We start from the raw sequence: 16,214 nt of genomic DNA, 5'->3' as shown, positions 1-16,214 counted from the left end.
CGTCCCTTTTTGGGATGGGGTTTTTCTGATTTCTCAAGCGTAAGAGTGCCTGGAACTAGTTGATTTCATTTCTACAGAAAAAATGAATCACCCATATTTTAAGGAGGAATTATAATGGAATATAAAGATACATTGCTTATGCCAAAAACTGATTTCCCTATGCGTGGCAACCTGCCAAATAATGAGCCGAAAATGCAGGAAGAGTGGAATGAAAAGAATATCTATCAGCAAGTGCAGGAACGTACTGCAGATCGTCCGTCCTTCATATTGCATGATGGACCTCCCTATGCGAACGGTGACTTACACATGGGTCACGCACTTAACAAAGTATTAAAAGATTTTATCATTCGTTATAAATCAATGTCTGGCTTCCGTGCTCCGTATGTACCGGGGTGGGATACACATGGTTTGCCGATTGAGCAAGCACTTGTAAATAAAAAAGTCGATCGCAAGAAAATGAGCACGGCTGAATTCCGTAAAATGTGTGAAGAGTATGCACTTCAACAAATCGACAATCAACGTACGCAATTTAAACGTTTAGGTGTTCGCGGAGATTGGGACAATCCATATATCACGTTGAAGCCTGAATTTGAATCTCGTCAAATTCAAGTATTTGGTGAAATGGCTAAAAAAGGATATATCTATAAAGGATTAAAGCCTGTTTATTGGTCACCTTCAAGTGAGACAGCGTTGGCAGAAGCAGAAATCGAATATCAGGATAAAAAGTCTGCATCTATTTATGTAAGCTTCCCAATCCAAGACGGAAAAGGTGTACTGGATCATGATGTGAAGTTCCTGATCTGGACAACAACGCCTTGGACAATTCCTGCAAACTTAGGAATTTCTGTTCATCCTAAATTTACGTATGCAGTAGTAAAAGTACAAAATGAGAAATTTGTAGTAGCAAAAGACTTAGTGGAGTATTTGGCGAAAGAACTGGAATGGGAAGAGTACTCAATCGAAAAGGAAATTCAAGGTGTAGAGCTTGATCGCATCGTTGCGAGACATCCATTCTATGATCGTGATTCATTAGTTATGCTAGGTGAGCATGTTACTGCAGATGCTGGTACAGGCTGTGTTCACACAGCACCAGGTCACGGTGAAGATGACTTCTACGTGAGTAAGCAATACGGAATCGATGCATTATCTCCAATTGATGACCGCGGTGTCATGACGGAAGAAGCACCGTTCTTCGAAGGTATGTTCTATGAAGATGCGAATAAAGCAGTGACTGAAAAACTGGAAGAAGTCGGAGCGCTTCAAAAGTTGTCATTCTTCACTCACTCGTATCCGCATGATTGGCGTACAAAGAAGCCGGTCATCTACCGTGCGACTGCACAATGGTTCGCTTCTATTGAATCGTTTAGAAGTGATTTACTCGAAGCAATTCGTACTACTACATTCACACCTTCTTGGGGTGAAACGCGTTTATTCAATATGGTCCGTGACCGTGGCGACTGGTGTATTTCTCGTCAGCGTGTATGGGGTGTTCCAATCCCGGTATTCTATGCGGAAAATGGCGAAGTAATTCTGACAGATGAAACGGTCAGTCATGTAGCAGATTTATTCCGTGAGCATGGATCAAATGTTTGGTTCGAACGTTCTGCAAAAGAACTATTACCTGAAGGCTACACGCACGAAGGAAGTCCAAATGGCGAGTTCACGAAAGAAACGGACATTATGGATGTCTGGTTCGACTCTGGAACAACACATCAAGGTGTACTTGATGAACGTGATAACCTTCGTTATCCGGCAGATTTATATCTTGAAGGTTCCGATCAATATCGCGGTTGGTTTAACTCGTCATTGACGACTAGCGTAGCGATCAATGGTATTGCACCGTACAAGGGCATCTTGAGCCATGGTTTCACATTGGACAAAAATGGCCGTAAGATGAGTAAATCTCTAGGGAATGTAATCGTCCCTTCAAAAGTCATCAATCAACTTGGCGCAGACATCGTGCGTCTATGGGTATCATCTGTAGATTATACAGCTGATGTTCGTGTGTCTGATTCGAACTTTAAGCAAGTTTCAGAAGTCTACCGTAAGATCCGTAATACAATTCGTTTCTTGCACGGTAACGTAGCCGACTTTAATCCAGCTACAGATCGTGTAGCATTTGATGATATGCGTGCAGTTGATCAGTACGTCTATGTGAAGTTGCAAGATTTGACTGAGGAAGTGCTTACAGCTTACGAGCAGTATGCGTTCCCTACTGTCTACCACGCAATCAATAATTTCTGTACAGGTGTATTGAGCTCGCTTTACCTGGATATTGCGAAAGATGTAGTCTATATCGAAGCTGAGAATCAACCAGATCGTCGTGCAATGCAGTCGGTGATGCATGATACCTTGATTACACTAGTCAAGCTCATCACGCCAATCTTGCCACACACAGCAGACGAAATGTGGAAATATATTCAGTACGTTAAAGAAGATAGTGTCCAATTGACGGATATGCCTGAAGCTGAACATAAAGGCGAAGTAGCGGACAAGCTTCGTGAGCGCTTCGATAACTTGATGGATATTCGTGATGATGTCTTGAAAGCTCTTGAAGAAGCACGAAACGCGAAAGTAATCGGGAAATCTTTGGAGGCAAAAGTTACTGTTGTATTGCCTGAAGCTCAACGTGGTATTTTGCAAGCAGAGGATATTGATTTCGCACAATTCTTCATCGTCTCGGACTTTGAAGAGAGTACAGATGCAGAGTTGCCGAATGCATTGAAACTAGAAAATGCAACGGTCTTGGTAGAACCTGCTGAAGGTGAAAAATGTGAACGATGCTGGACAATCTCTGAAACAGTTGGAGAAGATGCAGAACATTCGACACTATGTACACGATGCGCGACTGTTGTGAAAGAAAACTATGCGTAAGCAATTTTGATGTTACAGCCATCATCATTCATTCGTGGATGATGATGGCTTTTTTTACATAGCGGGACTAACAAACGTAATGGAAGACGAGTTTTTGTGGTAAACTAAAGAAGAAATTAGCTGGACGGAGGGTAATGAAGTGATCGTTTATTATGCAATCGCTGCACTGATCGTTGGCTTGGATCAGTTGACGAAATGGCTAGTCGTAAAAAATATGGAGTTAGGTGAACATATCTCTGTTCTGGATCCTTATATCTCATTGCTATCTCACCGTAATCGTGGTGCTGCATGGGGAATGCTTGAAGGGAAGATGTGGCTATTTTTTATTGTGACCATTGTAGTTGTAGCAGCTATAATTTATTTCTTCCATACAGAAGGTGAAAAGGATCGACTACTAGGTGTGAGTCTAATGTTATTGCTAGGCGGTGCGATAGGGAACTTTATCGATCGGCTGGTAAGAGGAGAAGTAGTAGATTTCATTAGCGTCTTGATTCCTGTTATAAATTATGATTTTCCGATATTTAATGTGGCAGATGCCGCGCTGACAATTGCTGTCATACTTATTTTGTTACACGTAGTGCTTGATGAAAAAAAGAAAAAGAAAAAGGTGTCGTAATGGGAAGATTTAAATATGAAATAACAGAAGAACTTACAGGTAATCGAATAGACAAAGCATTGGCTACTTTACAACCGGACTGGTCACGTACGCAAATCCAGCAATGGGTAAAAGATGAACATATTAAGGTAAATGACAGTTCAGTTAAACCGAACTATAAAGTGAAAACAGACGATCAAGTCATTGTCGAGCTACCAGAAGTGGAAGAGTATGATGTAGAAGCTGAAAATTTACATCTTGAAATCGTTTATGAAGATCAAGACGTATTGGTTGTCAACAAACCGGTCGGAATGGTTGTTCACCCATCAGCAGGTCATGTGAGTGGAACTTTAGTGAACGGATTGATGCACCAAGTAACAGATTTGTCAGGTATTAATGGTGTCTTGCGTCCTGGTATTGTGCATCGTATTGATAAAGATACTTCGGGGTTATTGATGGTAGCCAAAAATGATAAAGCGCACGTTTCATTAGTTAATCAGCTCGTTGCTAAATCAGTTAATCGTGTATATACTGCTTTAGTTCACGGACATATTCCGCATGATAACGGTACAATAGATGCACCAATCGGGCGTGACAAACGTGATCGTCAACGAATGGCGGTTGTGGATGAGGGGAAAAATGCAGTTACACACTTTAAGGTTCTTGAACGTTTTGGCGCATATACATTGGTTGAATGCCGCCTGGAAACAGGAAGAACTCACCAGATCCGTGTGCATATGAAATATATTGGTTATCCCCTTGTAGGAGACCCGAAATACGGTCAGAGAAAAACAATTGATTTTGGCGGTCAAGTACTACATGCGGGTACTGTTGGTTTTGATCATCCGACAACAGGTGAATATATGGAGTTTACTGCGCCGTTACCTGAAAATTACAAACAATTACTCGATGAATTACGTTTGTAATAAGCGTTGACAAACGCTTATTACGAGTTGTATACTCTATTAAGCAATTGAATAGCGATACCTTTAACGTCAGTCCTGTGAGGCTGGGAAGGTTGCACGGAATTACATGATAGCTTACTGCGGTAAGTATCGATGTATGCTTTTTTCTGCACGTCCGCCCTCCAGTCTACTCTGACTGGAGGGCTTTTTTTATAAAAAAAGGTAAAAGGAAAGGGGATCTAATGATATGACGGAAAAAGCAGAAATACTAGATGAACAAGCTATCGCACGGGCGGTCACACGCATTGCCCATGAAATTATTGAAAAGAACCGAGGCATTGATCACTGTATATTAGTTGGCATCAAGACAAGAGGTGCGATACTAGCGAATCGCCTAGCAGATAAAATTGAACTGATTGAAGGTAAACCTATTAAAACAGGTGAACTGGACATCACATTGTACCGGGATGATCTTCAATTAAAGAATCAGCAAGGAGAAGCATTTGTACAACAGGTAGATATTGAACATGATGTAGCGAATCAAAAAGTCATCCTTGTAGATGATGTTCTCTATACAGGTAGGACGGTTCGGGCTGCATTAGATGCCATCATGGACTTAGGAAGACCTTCTTCCATACAGCTAGCTGTATTAGTAGACCGAGGTCATCGCGAATTACCGATACGTCCGGATTTTGTCGGAAAGAATATCCCGACTTCAAATGAAGAACGAGTAGTAGTGAGTGTGATTGAAAAAGATGGGACGGATGGAGTTACCATTCACACACGAACATTATAAGCGGCTGGGGGAAATGATAGATGAGTGTAAAAGTATTGGATGTACATGAAAAACCGCAACCTATTCGCTGGCTGGCACTAAGTTTACAGCATATGTTCGCCATGTTTGGGGCTACAATTTTAGTACCACAACTAGTAGGTTTAAGCCCTGCCATCGCTCTATTAACGAGTGGAATCGCAACGATCGTATTTATTATCGTGACAAAGTTTCAAGTACCAGCCTATCTAGGCTCTTCATTCGCTTTTATTGTACCGATTCAGATGGCGACACAATCTGGCGGAATCGGCAGTGCAATGATCGGTAGTATGTTCGTGGCATTGGTCTATGCGATTATATCGTTACTGATTTATAAAACTGGCTACAACTGGATTATGAAGTTATTACCACCTATCGTAGTGGGACCTGTCATTATGGTCATCGGATTGGCCATTGCACCGACAGCTATTAATATGGCGAGCACGATTAATGTTAACGGAGCGGATGTATACAGTGGCTTACACTTTTCTGCGGCTTTAGTAACACTGGCTTCGGCAGTATTCTGCTTGATGTTCTTTAAAGGAATTATCAGCTTGATGCCAGTTCTCATAGGTATAGTAGTTGGATATATCTACTCCGCTTTCATCGGTATTCTAGATTTTAGCAAAGTGGTAGAAGCCAAGTGGTTTGCGGTACCGGAGATGCTGATTCCGGGTGTTGATTATGAGTTTGTCGTAACACCGACATTGCTGATCATTATGGTTCCAATCGCGATTGTCACAATCTCTGAGCATATTGGGCACCAGCTTGTTCTAGGAAAAGTAGTAAACCGAAATTATATTGAAAGTCCTGGATTACACAGATCATTGCTTGGTGATGGACTGGGGACACTTATGAGTGGTCTAGTCGGAGGACCACCCAAAACTACATATGGTGAAAATATCGGTGTACTTGCTATCACGCGGGTCTACAGTGTTTATGTGATCATGGGGGCTGCAGTATTTGCGATACTCTTCTCCTTTATAGGTAAAATTATGGCGTTGATTGCCACGATTCCTACAGCAGTACTCGGCGGGATATCCATTCTGTTGTTTGGTATCATCGCTTCATCAGGAATGCGGATGCTCATCGACCACAAGATCGACTTTGATAATCAGCGGAATCTTGTCATTGCATCCATCATTCTCGTCATAGGAATCGGTGGGGCGACTATTAACATAAGCGAAACATTCCAAATCGGTGGTATGGCACTGGCTGCAATTGTCGGAGTTCTGTTGAACCTAGTATTGCCAGGTAAAACAGATGATACCTTGATGGATGAGGAAGAATAAAAACAAAAAGCAGTTCGTGCATGAAGTACTTGCATTTCGTGAAGGAGGAACATCTGATGGAACATTTAGTTTCAATGAAAGACCTGACAGTGGAAGAAATCATGCTCATACTCGATCGAGCAGCGATTTTTAAGCGGCTAGGCTTCAGGGAATTGCCTGGAACATACACCGTCTGCAACTTGTTTTTTGAACCGAGTACCAGAACGAAAACAAGTTTTGAAATGGCAGAACGTAAAGTAGGCGCGCAAATCATCCCCTTTGAGACGAGTTTCTCAAGTACCTTAAAAGGTGAATCTTTGTATGATACGATTAGGACGTTGGAAGCAATAGGTTTGGATGCCTTAGTCATTCGTCATCCAGCAGATGGTTTCTATGAAGAACTAATTAAACGAACGAATGTTGCAATCATTAATGCAGGCGATGGATCAGGTCAACACCCGACACAATCCCTGCTCGATATCTTCACAATACAAGAGGAATTCGGTCATTTTGAAGGACTGAAAGTATTGATTGCGGGAGATATCGCCCACAGTCGTGTAGCTCGCTCAAATGCAGAAGCTTTGCGGAAGTTAGGAGCTGAGGTCACGTTCCTTTGCCCACCAGAATGGGCGGGGGAATTCGACAGTGTCTACGATTGGGACGAAGTAATTGAAACGAGTGATGTTGTTATGCTCCTACGAGTACAACACGAACGTCACAATACAGAGATGGCATATACGAAAGCTGCTTATCACGAGCAATACGGTCTAACTATAGAACGGGCAGCTAGAATGAAAAAAGGTGCAATTATCATGCATCCAGCTCCAGTAAATCGTGATGTAGAAATAGCGGATAGTTTAATAGAAAGTCCGCAATCACGAATTTTTAAACAGGTAGAAAACGGCGTCTACATTCGGGCAGCTGTTCTAGAACTTATATTGAAGGGGCGGAAGTAATATGAACACGTTAATTCAACAAGTGCAAATGGTAAACGAAGAAGGCAAGATCGTCGAAACAGATATTAAAATTGCAGATGGAAAGATTGCGGAAATAGGTAATCAACTAGCAACAGACGGATATGAAGTAATCGAAGGAAAAGGGTTACTCGTATCACCGGGTTTCATCGATGTACACGTACATTTACGCGAGCCAGGCGGGGAACATAAAGAAACGATTGAAACAGGTACACATTCGGCAGCTAAAGGTGGATATACGACAATTTGTCCAATGCCAAATACGCGTCCAGTACCCGACACAAAAGAAAACCTTGAAAAGGTCAATACATTAATTAAAGATAATGCTAAAATTCGTGTGCTTCCTTATGCATCGATTACAATCAGAGAAGCGGGAAAAGAACGCACTAATCTTTCTGAATTAAAAGAACATGGCGCATTCGCTTTCACGGACGACGGTGTAGGTGTACAAGAAGCAGGTATGATGTACGAAGCGATGCAAGATGCAGCGAAGATCGACATGGCTATTGTCGCGCACTGCGAAGACAATACATTAATCTATGGGGGCGCAATGCACGAAGGAAAACGTAATAAAGAACTGGGCTTACCAGGAATTCCTTCCATCGCAGAATCCGTACATATTGCACGCGATATTTTACTTGCGGAAGCGGCGGGCGCACATTATCACGTATGTCATGTCAGCACAAAAGAATCGGTTCGCGTAATCCGAGACGCAAAAAGAGCAGGTATTCATGTAACAGGGGAAGTCAGCCCTCACCACTTGTTGTTGACAGAAGATGATGTGCCTGGAGATGATGCGGACTGGAAAATGAATCCTCCGCTACGTGCCATCGAAGACCGCGATGCATTACGTGAAGGTTTGATGGATGGCACATTAGATTGTATCGCAACTGACCACGCACCGCATACAGCAGATGAAAAAGCAGTAGGTTTTGCAAAAGCACCGTTTGGCATCACAGGATTTGAAACAGCATTTCCTTTACTCTATACAAATTTCGTCAAGCCAGGATACTGGACACTCAAACAACTTCTTGACTGGATGACAGTGAAGCCTGCAGAAGTGTTCAACTTGCCGTACGGTAAGCTTGAAGTAGGTGCTGAAGCAGATCTAGTATTACTTGATCTGGAAAAGCAACAAAAAATCGACCGTACGACATTTGTTTCAAAAGGTAAGAACACACCATTTGACGGAGTGGAATGCGCTGGATGGCCTGTAATGACAATTTTCGGTGGGAACATCGTATGGAAGGATGGTCAATGATGACAAAAAGATACTTAGTATTGGAAGACGGTTCCATTTTTGAAGGAAAAGCATTTGGAGCAGAAAATGCTTCAATAGGAGAAGCTGTGTTTGCAACAGGCATGACAGGATATCAGGAGACGATTTCAAATCCTTCAGGTTGTGGACAAATTGTTGTGATGACCTATCCGCTAATCGGTAACTATGGTATTAACCGAGACGATTATGAATCCATCGACTTAGCAATCAACGGTTTAGTCGTCAGAGAGTTGACAGAAGAGCCTTCAAATTTCCGTAGCGGCATGTCACTAGGAGACTTGCTTATCTTAAAAGGGATCCCAGGCATCCAAGAGATTGATACGCGTAAACTAACACGCCTGTTACGTGACAAAGGTTCGTTACGAGGTAAATTAACCGCTGCTGGAGAAGAGATCGATACCGATGCAACTGTTGCAGAACTACAACAATATGAATTGCCGACAGATTTAGTAGCCAAAGTATCTACTAAGCGTCCATATCCAAGCCCAGGCTTAGGCAAGCGTGTCGTCGTCATCGACTATGGTATTAAACATGGCATTTTGCGTGAATTAAATAAGAAGGACTGCGATGTTATAGTCGTACCTCACGATACATCAGCAAAAGAAATTTCAGCGTTGTTCCCAGACGGTATTTTATTATCAAATGGACCAGGAAATCCTGAGGACGTAGAAGGTGCAGTCGAAACAATCAAGGAATTACTTGGCAAGAAACCTATCTTCGGTATCGGACTGGGCCATCAATTATTTGCCCTCGCATGCGGTGCTAAAACAGCGAAAATGAAGAACAGCCATATTGGCGGTAACTATCCAGTAAAAGACTTGAATACGAATCGTACCGATCTAACAGCGCAAAGTCATGGGTATGAAGTGCTTGAAGATTCTTTAGCAGGAACAGGTCTTGAAGTGACACATAGAGCGTTGAATGACAATTGTATCGAAGGGCTTCGAAGTGAAAAGCTGGAAGCATTCGCTGTACAGTTTCACCCGGAAGCATCACCAGGACCACAAGATTCTAACTATATATTTGAGCGTTTCATTCAACTAATGACTACAAGCAACCGAAAGGAGAATACTAATGCCTAAACGTACTGACATAAAATCCATCCTCGTGATCGGTTCAGGTCCAATTGTAATTGGACAAGCAGCAGAATTTGACTATGCAGGTACACAAGCCTGTTTATCTCTTAAAGAAGAAGGGTACCGAGTCATTCTGATCAACTCAAACCCAGCAACTATTATGACGGATACTGAAATGGCGGATAAAGTGTATATCGAGCCTATCACACTTGAATTCGTTAGCCGCATTATTCGTAAAGAACGCCCAGATGCACTACTAGCGACTCTAGGCGGTCAAACTGGTTTAAACATGGCCATTGAATTGCACGAATCAGGAATTCTAGATGAACTAGGAATTGAGATTTTAGGTACAAAACTCGATGCGATCCATAAAGCGGAAGACCGCGATTTGTTCCGTACATTAATGAATGAAATGGGTGAACCTGTTCCAGACAGTGAAATCATCCATAACATTGATGAAGCCTATGCATTTGTTAATGAAATTGGTTATCCAGTGATCGTCCGTCCGGCGTTTACGCTTGGTGGAACGGGTGGCGGAATTTGTCACAATGATGAAGATTTAGAAGAAATCGTAGCGAGCGGTTTGAAATATAGCCCAGTTACACAGTGTCTTCTAGAGAAATCCATCGCAGGCTTCAAAGAAATTGAATATGAAGTAATGCGTGACTCCGCAGATAATGCAATTGTCGTATGTAACATGGAGAACGTCGACGCTGTGGGTATCCATACAGGAGATTCTATCGTAACGGCGCCATGTCAGACATTGACTGACCGTGAAAACCAGATGCTTCGTAACGTTTCATTGAACATCATTCGCGAGTTGAAAATCGAAGGTGGCTGTAACGTACAGCTAGCACTCGATCCGGATAGCTTTGATTATTACATTATTGAAGTGAACCCGCGTGTGAGTCGTTCATCTGCATTAGCTTCCAAAGCGACAGGTTATCCAATCGCGAAGCTTGCTGCGAAAATTGCTGTCGGTTTAACGCTGGATGAAATGATGAATCCGGTAACAGGTAATACGTATGCTTGCTTTGAGCCTACATTAGACTATGTAGTAACGAAAATCCCGCGTTGGCCATTCGATAAATTCGAATCGGCGAAACGGAACTTGGGTACGCAGATGAAAGCGACAGGTGAAGTAATGGCGATGGGCCGTACTTTTGAAGAGTCCATCATGAAAGCTGTTCGTTCTTTGGAAACAGGTCAATTCGATTTATCACTTCCAGGTGGCAATGAAATGTCCGATGAATGGATCGAACAACGGATTCGCAAAGCTGGCGATGAGCGTCTATTCTTCATCGGAGAAGCATTACGTCGGGGTGTAACAATCGAAACTATACACGAGTGGAGCGCAATCGATTTATTCTTCTTACGTAAATTCGAAAACATCGTTCGGTATGAAGAGATATTGAAAGATAATCCGTATGATAAGGAAATTGGTTATAAAGCAAAGCGTCTTGGATTCCCTGACATGACGATTGCGAAGTTATGGAAAACAACAGAGCGTGAAGTATATGACTGGAGACAAGCTCAAGGTTTAGTTCCTGTCTATAAGAAAGTGGATACATGCGCTGGAGAATATGAGTCGGATACACCGTACTTCTACGGTACGTATGAAGACGAAAATGAATCAGTAAGAACGGATAAGAAGAGCGTAATCGTATTAGGTTCAGGCCCAATACGTATTGGGCAAGGTGTAGAGTTTGATTATGCGACCGTACATTGCGTATGGGCTATACAACAGTCAGGTTATGAAGCAATCATCGTCAATAATAATCCTGAAACAGTTTCGACCGACTTCTCAATCTCTGATAAGTTGTACTTCGAACCGTTAACGATTGAAGACGTCATGCATATCGTAGATCTTGAGCAACCTGAAGGTGTCATTGTACAGTTCGGTGGTCAAACAGCGATTAACTTAGCGGATGAATTGGAAGCGCGCGGCGTGAAAATTTTAGGTACATCACTTGAAGATATAGACCGTGCGGAAAATCGTGATAAATTTGAGAGTGCTTTGCATGAAATTGGTGTACCACAGCCACTTGGAAAGACGGCTTTATCAGTTCCAGAAGCAGTCGTTATCGCAACAGAAATTGGTTATCCAGTTCTAGTCCGTCCATCGTATGTATTAGGTGGCCGTGCAATGGAAATCGTCTACTATGAAGAGGAATTACTTCAATACATGGAGAACGCGGTAAAAGCTAGCCCTGAACATCCAGTATTGATCGACCGGTACCTAACAGGAACGGAAATCGAAGTCGATGCAATTTGTGACGGAGAAACCGTGTTAATTCCTGGCATCATGGAACATATCGAGCGTGCAGGCGTTCACTCGGGTGACTCAATTGCAGTTTTTCCTCCACAAAACTTGTCGCAATCCATGATCGAAACGATTGCTGATTATACGAAACGTTTGGCACTTGGGCTCAAAATTCGCGGGTTAATGAATATCCAGTTCGTTATTTCGGAAGGACAAGTTTACGTAATCGAAGTGAACCCACGTTCAAGCCGTACAGTACCATTCTTGAGTAAAATTACGAATATCCCAATGGCAAATGTCGCAACTCAAGCGATCTTGGGTAAATCTATTTTGGAACAAGGTTATACCGACGGACTTGCACAAGCACCAGCAGGCGTCTATGTCAAAGTACCAGTCTTTTCTTTCGCAAAGCTTCGTCGTGTAGACATTACACTTGGGCCTGAAATGAAATCAACAGGTGAAGTAATGGGTAAAGATGTAACATTGGAAAAAGCTTTGTACAAAGGCTTAGTAGCGGCTGGAATGGAAGTAAAAGAATACGGTACCGTGCTAATGACAGTTTCCGATAAAGATAAAGAAGAAATTGTTGATATTGCAAAACGTTTCATTGAAACGGGATATCGTATTGTGGCAACAGAAGGTACGGCTAAAGTACTTGAAGCAGAAAATATCGAAGTGAAAACAGTAGGTAAAATTGGCACAGAAGGTCCGACGTTGATCGATGTTATCCAAAAAGGTCAAGCGCAATTGGTCATCAACACATTGACTAAAGGGAAACAACCGGCACGTGATGGCTTTAGAATTCGCCGCGAAACAGTAGAAAATGGTGTTCCTTGCTTAACTTCAATTGATACAGCTGCAGCTATGCTATCTGTCATCGAGTCCATGACGTTCCAGACGGATTCAATGCCAAAGCCACAGGTGATTCAATGATCATCCAAGATTTGATGACCGTCGGATCGCAACAGGAAATCGCGAAAAATATTTTTGAAATGAAATTAACAGGTAAGTTGGTCGGAGAAATTACTTCTCCGGGCCAATTTGTCCACATACGAGTGTCGGATTCATTTGAGCCGTTATTGCGACGACCGATTTCAATAGCTGAAATTAATCCTGAGAAAAATGAAATGACTATTATCTATCGCGCAGAAGGACGAGGCACTTCGCTTTTGTCTGAAAAGCGTAAGGGAGATATAGTGAATGTACTAGGACCCCTAGGAAATGGTTTTCCTGTTGAAGAAACTGCGGCTGGTCAAACAGCCGTATTGATTGGTGGCGGAATCGGTGTGCCTCCACTTTATGAGTTGTCAAAACAGCTAACTGCAAACGGAGTGAACTGTATTCACATTCTTGGTTTCGAATCGGATCAAGTCGTTTTCTATGAAGAAGAATTTGCGGCTTTAGGTGAAACATATATCGCAACAGTGGATGGCAGTAACGGTACACAAGGATTTGTTACGAACGTCATGAGTGAGATATCTGATGACTTTGAAACATTTTATAGTTGTGGACCTATGCCAATGCTTGATGCTGTACAAAAAGCGTATGAGCATAAAAAAGGATTCTTATCATTTGAACAACGTATGGGTTGCGGAATTGGGGCTTGTTTCGCTTGTGTCTGTCATACGAATGAAAATGCAACAGATCAGCCATATGTTAAAGTATGTTCGGATGGGCCAGTATTTCCAGCAGGGGTGGTGCAGATATGAATAGATTAGCGATGACGTTGCCAGGACTTGAATTGAAAAATCCAATTATGCCTGCATCCGGCTGTTTCGGTTTTGGTAAGGAGTACGGTAATCTGTACGATTTGTCAAAGCTTGGAGCCATCATGATTAAAGCGACTACGGAAGAAATGCGTTACGGTAACCCAACACCACGTGTGGCTGAAACATCTTCGGGCATGTTGAATGCTATTGGTCTTCAAAATCCTGGGTTGCAAGGCGTGTTGCGTAATGAATTACCATGGTTAGAGAAATTCGATGTTCCTATCATTGCGAACGTCGCAGGATCTGAAACTGCTGATTACGTAGAAGTGGCGAAACAGATTTCAAATGCACCAAACGTTCATGCACTCGAATTAAATATTTCTTGTCCGAATGTTAAATGTGGAGGGATCCTGTTTGGCACAGATCCTGAAATAGCAAAAGAACTGACAGCAGCTGTCAAAGCGGTTTCCTCTGTACCTGTTTATGTAAAGCTGTCGCCAAATGTCACGGATATTAAAGCGATGGCAGTGGCGGTAGAAGCAGGTGGAGCAGATGGCATTACGATGATTAATACATTGGTCGGCATGCGTCTGGATGAAAAGACTGGTAAGCCGGTCATAGCGAATAAAACAGGTGGCTTATCTGGTCCTGCTATTAAACCAGTGGCAATTCGCATGGTCTATGAAGTAAGCCAAGTTGTTAATATTCCGATCATTGGAATGGGTGGCGTTACGTGTGTACAAGATGTCGTGGACTTTTTGTCTGCCGGTGCAAGTGCAGTAGCTGTAGGCACAGCAAACTTCGTTGATCCATTTATTTGTCCAACCATAATCGAGCAGTTACCTGCAAAATTGGATGAACTAGGAATTGACCATATTTCAGAATTGGTTGGAAGGAGTCATCGCGTATGAACCGCTCTCCAATTATCGCATTAGATTTTGATTCAGCTGAAAAGACATTCGATTTCCTGAAAGCATTCGATCACTCGGTCAATGTCAAAGTAGGAATGGAATTGTACTATAAAGAAGGCCCCGCTATGATCGCACGATTGAAGGAAGAAGGTTATTCGATCTTCTTAGACTTGAAATTGCATGATATTCCGAACACGGTTAAATCAGCAATGAAAGTATTGGCTTCACTTGAAGTGGATATGGTCAACGTTCATGCGGCGGGCGGCAAGACGATGCTGGAAGCAGCACTTGAAGGACTAGAGGCTGGTACTGCTGTAGGCGTTAAGCGCCCTGCATTAATCGCAGTGACTCAACTGACATCAACGGATGACCGTCAAGTGAAAGAAGAACAACTTATTAGTGTACCGCTTCGTGAATCAGTGGAGCATTACGCAAAATTGGCTTCATCTGCACAGTTGGATGGCGTGGTGTGTTCCGTACAAGAAGCTAAAATCATTGAAGAAGTGTGCGGTAAGGATTTCTTCAAAGTAACACCTGGTATTCGCTTGGCTCAAGGTGATGTCCACGATCAGAAGCGAGTGGCAACTCCGGGGAAAGCAAAGCAGGAAGGCTCTACACATATCGTAGTAGGCCGTGCGATTACAGGCGCTGATGATCCGCTTGAAGCATATCAACTTGTAAAGACATTGTGGGAGGGAATTACATCATGACGAGAGAAAAAGAAGTTGCGCACATCCTATTAAATGTAGGAGCAGTAGCAATCAATCCAGAAGAGCCGTTCATATGGGCTTCAGGAATCGAGTCACCTATCTACTGTGATAATCGCTTAACTATGGCAGATCCGGTAGGGCGTAAAGAAATTGCAGAAGGACTTGCGGCATTGATCCGTGTTCATTATCCTGAAACTACAGTAATTGCTGGAACAGCAACAGCGGGTATCCCGCACGCAGCATGGGTTGCGGATATTCTAAAGTTACCGATGGTCTATATCCGATCTACTGCTAAAGCACATGGTAAGAGCCGTCAAATCGAGGGTAAAATCGAGCCAAATGCGAAGGCGGTTATTATTGAAGATTTAATTTCGACAGGCGGAAGCAGTCTGAATGCAGCGAATGCGTTGATCGCAGAGGACGTGGAAGTATGCGGAATCGTCTCGATCTTTACATATGAATTGCAGAAAGCCGACGAGAAGTTTGCGGAGGCGAATCTTTCGTATCATAGCTTGACAAACTTTGCGGCGCTTGCTGAAGTTGCGAAGGAAGAAGGCGCGGTTAAGGAAGAGTCTATGAATGAATTGATGGAATGGCATGCAAAGTTGAAGCAAGGTACGCTGTAAGTAAGTAAGTAAGTAAGTGGAAGGGCAACGTTAATCGACGTTCCAGGCGGACGCATTCCCATGGGCCCGCGGTGAACTGATCCATCGGGAGCATTCCTGTTTGGTTAGTGGAACCCTATTGAAATAGAAAAGTCCCCTTGGTATGATTCGGGGTGTCAAGGCGTCGACGGCTTGACCCCTAATTATAACCAAGGAGGACTCACATGAATT

At 42.8% G+C, this 16,214-nt stretch carries 13 protein-coding genes and 1 other annotated feature (1 of these 14 running past the window's edge); all 13 genes read left to right on the top strand.

Annotation, left to right across the window (positions count from 1 at the left end; genetic code table 11):
• Positions 1–10 (top strand) — a binding site (T-box leader) (it extends 211 nt beyond the left edge of the window).
• 104 nt (positions 11–114) lie between these two features.
• The 13 genes from ileS (at position 115) to pyrE (ending at position 16,004) form a co-directional block, all read left to right on the top strand.
• A complete protein-coding gene (gene ileS, locus CSV72_RS07835; RefSeq protein ID WP_099677897.1) occupies positions 115–2,874 on the top strand; it encodes an isoleucine--tRNA ligase in 2,760 nt (919 codons plus the stop codon).
• A 139-nt stretch (positions 2,875–3,013) separates the two neighbouring features.
• Positions 3,014–3,490, top strand: a complete 477-nt coding sequence (gene lspA / locus CSV72_RS07830) for a signal peptidase II (RefSeq protein WP_099677896.1) — start codon at positions 3,014–3,016, stop codon at positions 3,488–3,490.
• Positions 3,490–4,395, top strand: a complete 906-nt coding sequence (locus tag CSV72_RS07825; RefSeq protein ID WP_099677895.1) for an RluA family pseudouridine synthase — start codon at positions 3,490–3,492, stop codon at positions 4,393–4,395. Before lspA ends, CSV72_RS07825 begins: the two co-directional genes overlap by 1 nt.
• Positions 4,396–4,621: 226 nt before the next feature.
• Positions 4,622–5,170 (top strand): bifunctional pyr operon transcriptional regulator/uracil phosphoribosyltransferase PyrR, encoded by a 549-nt coding sequence (pyrR, locus tag CSV72_RS07820; protein ID WP_099677894.1) that lies wholly within the window; start codon positions 4,622–4,624, stop codon positions 5,168–5,170.
• A 20-nt stretch (positions 5,171–5,190) separates the two neighbouring features.
• Positions 5,191–6,477, top strand: coding sequence for a uracil-xanthine permease family protein (locus CSV72_RS07815; protein ID WP_099677893.1), 1,287 nt, complete (start codon positions 5,191–5,193; stop codon positions 6,475–6,477).
• A gap of 56 nt (positions 6,478–6,533) precedes the next feature.
• A complete protein-coding gene (locus CSV72_RS07810) occupies positions 6,534–7,412 on the top strand; it encodes an aspartate carbamoyltransferase catalytic subunit (RefSeq protein WP_099677892.1) in 879 nt (292 codons plus the stop codon).
• 1 nt (position 7,413) lies between these two features.
• The gene (locus tag CSV72_RS07805) at positions 7,414–8,691 is read left to right on the top strand and encodes a dihydroorotase (RefSeq protein ID WP_099677891.1); all 1,278 of its coding nucleotides are present in this window, start codon (positions 7,414–7,416) and stop codon (positions 8,689–8,691) included.
• Positions 8,691–9,791, top strand: a complete 1,101-nt coding sequence (locus CSV72_RS07800; protein ID WP_099677890.1) for a carbamoyl phosphate synthase small subunit — start codon at positions 8,691–8,693, stop codon at positions 9,789–9,791. Before CSV72_RS07805 ends, CSV72_RS07800 begins: the two co-directional genes overlap by 1 nt.
• On the top strand, positions 9,784–12,981 hold the full coding sequence (gene carB / locus CSV72_RS07795; protein ID WP_099677889.1) for a carbamoyl-phosphate synthase large subunit: 3,198 nt from the start codon (positions 9,784–9,786) through the stop codon (positions 12,979–12,981). Before CSV72_RS07800 ends, carB begins: the two co-directional genes overlap by 8 nt.
• Positions 12,978–13,757, top strand: coding sequence for a dihydroorotate dehydrogenase electron transfer subunit (locus CSV72_RS07790; protein WP_099677888.1), 780 nt, complete (start codon positions 12,978–12,980; stop codon positions 13,755–13,757). Before carB ends, CSV72_RS07790 begins: the two co-directional genes overlap by 4 nt.
• On the top strand, positions 13,754–14,668 hold the full coding sequence (locus CSV72_RS07785) for a dihydroorotate dehydrogenase (RefSeq protein ID WP_099677887.1): 915 nt from the start codon (positions 13,754–13,756) through the stop codon (positions 14,666–14,668). Before CSV72_RS07790 ends, CSV72_RS07785 begins: the two co-directional genes overlap by 4 nt.
• On the top strand, positions 14,665–15,378 hold the full coding sequence (gene pyrF, locus CSV72_RS07780; RefSeq protein WP_099677886.1) for an orotidine-5'-phosphate decarboxylase: 714 nt from the start codon (positions 14,665–14,667) through the stop codon (positions 15,376–15,378). The genes CSV72_RS07785 and pyrF overlap by 4 nt, the downstream gene beginning before the upstream one ends.
• Complete coding sequence (gene pyrE / locus CSV72_RS07775; protein ID WP_099633124.1) at positions 15,375–16,004, top strand: orotate phosphoribosyltransferase; 630 nt, start codon at positions 15,375–15,377, stop codon at positions 16,002–16,004. Before pyrF ends, pyrE begins: the two co-directional genes overlap by 4 nt.
• Positions 16,005–16,214 lie beyond the last annotated feature (210 nt).

This window comes from Sporosarcina sp. P20a, from assembly GCF_002743175.1.
Classification (GTDB): Bacteria; Bacillota; Bacilli; order Bacillales_A; family Planococcaceae; genus Sporosarcina.
This window is presented reverse-complemented; position numbering and strand designations above follow the sequence as displayed.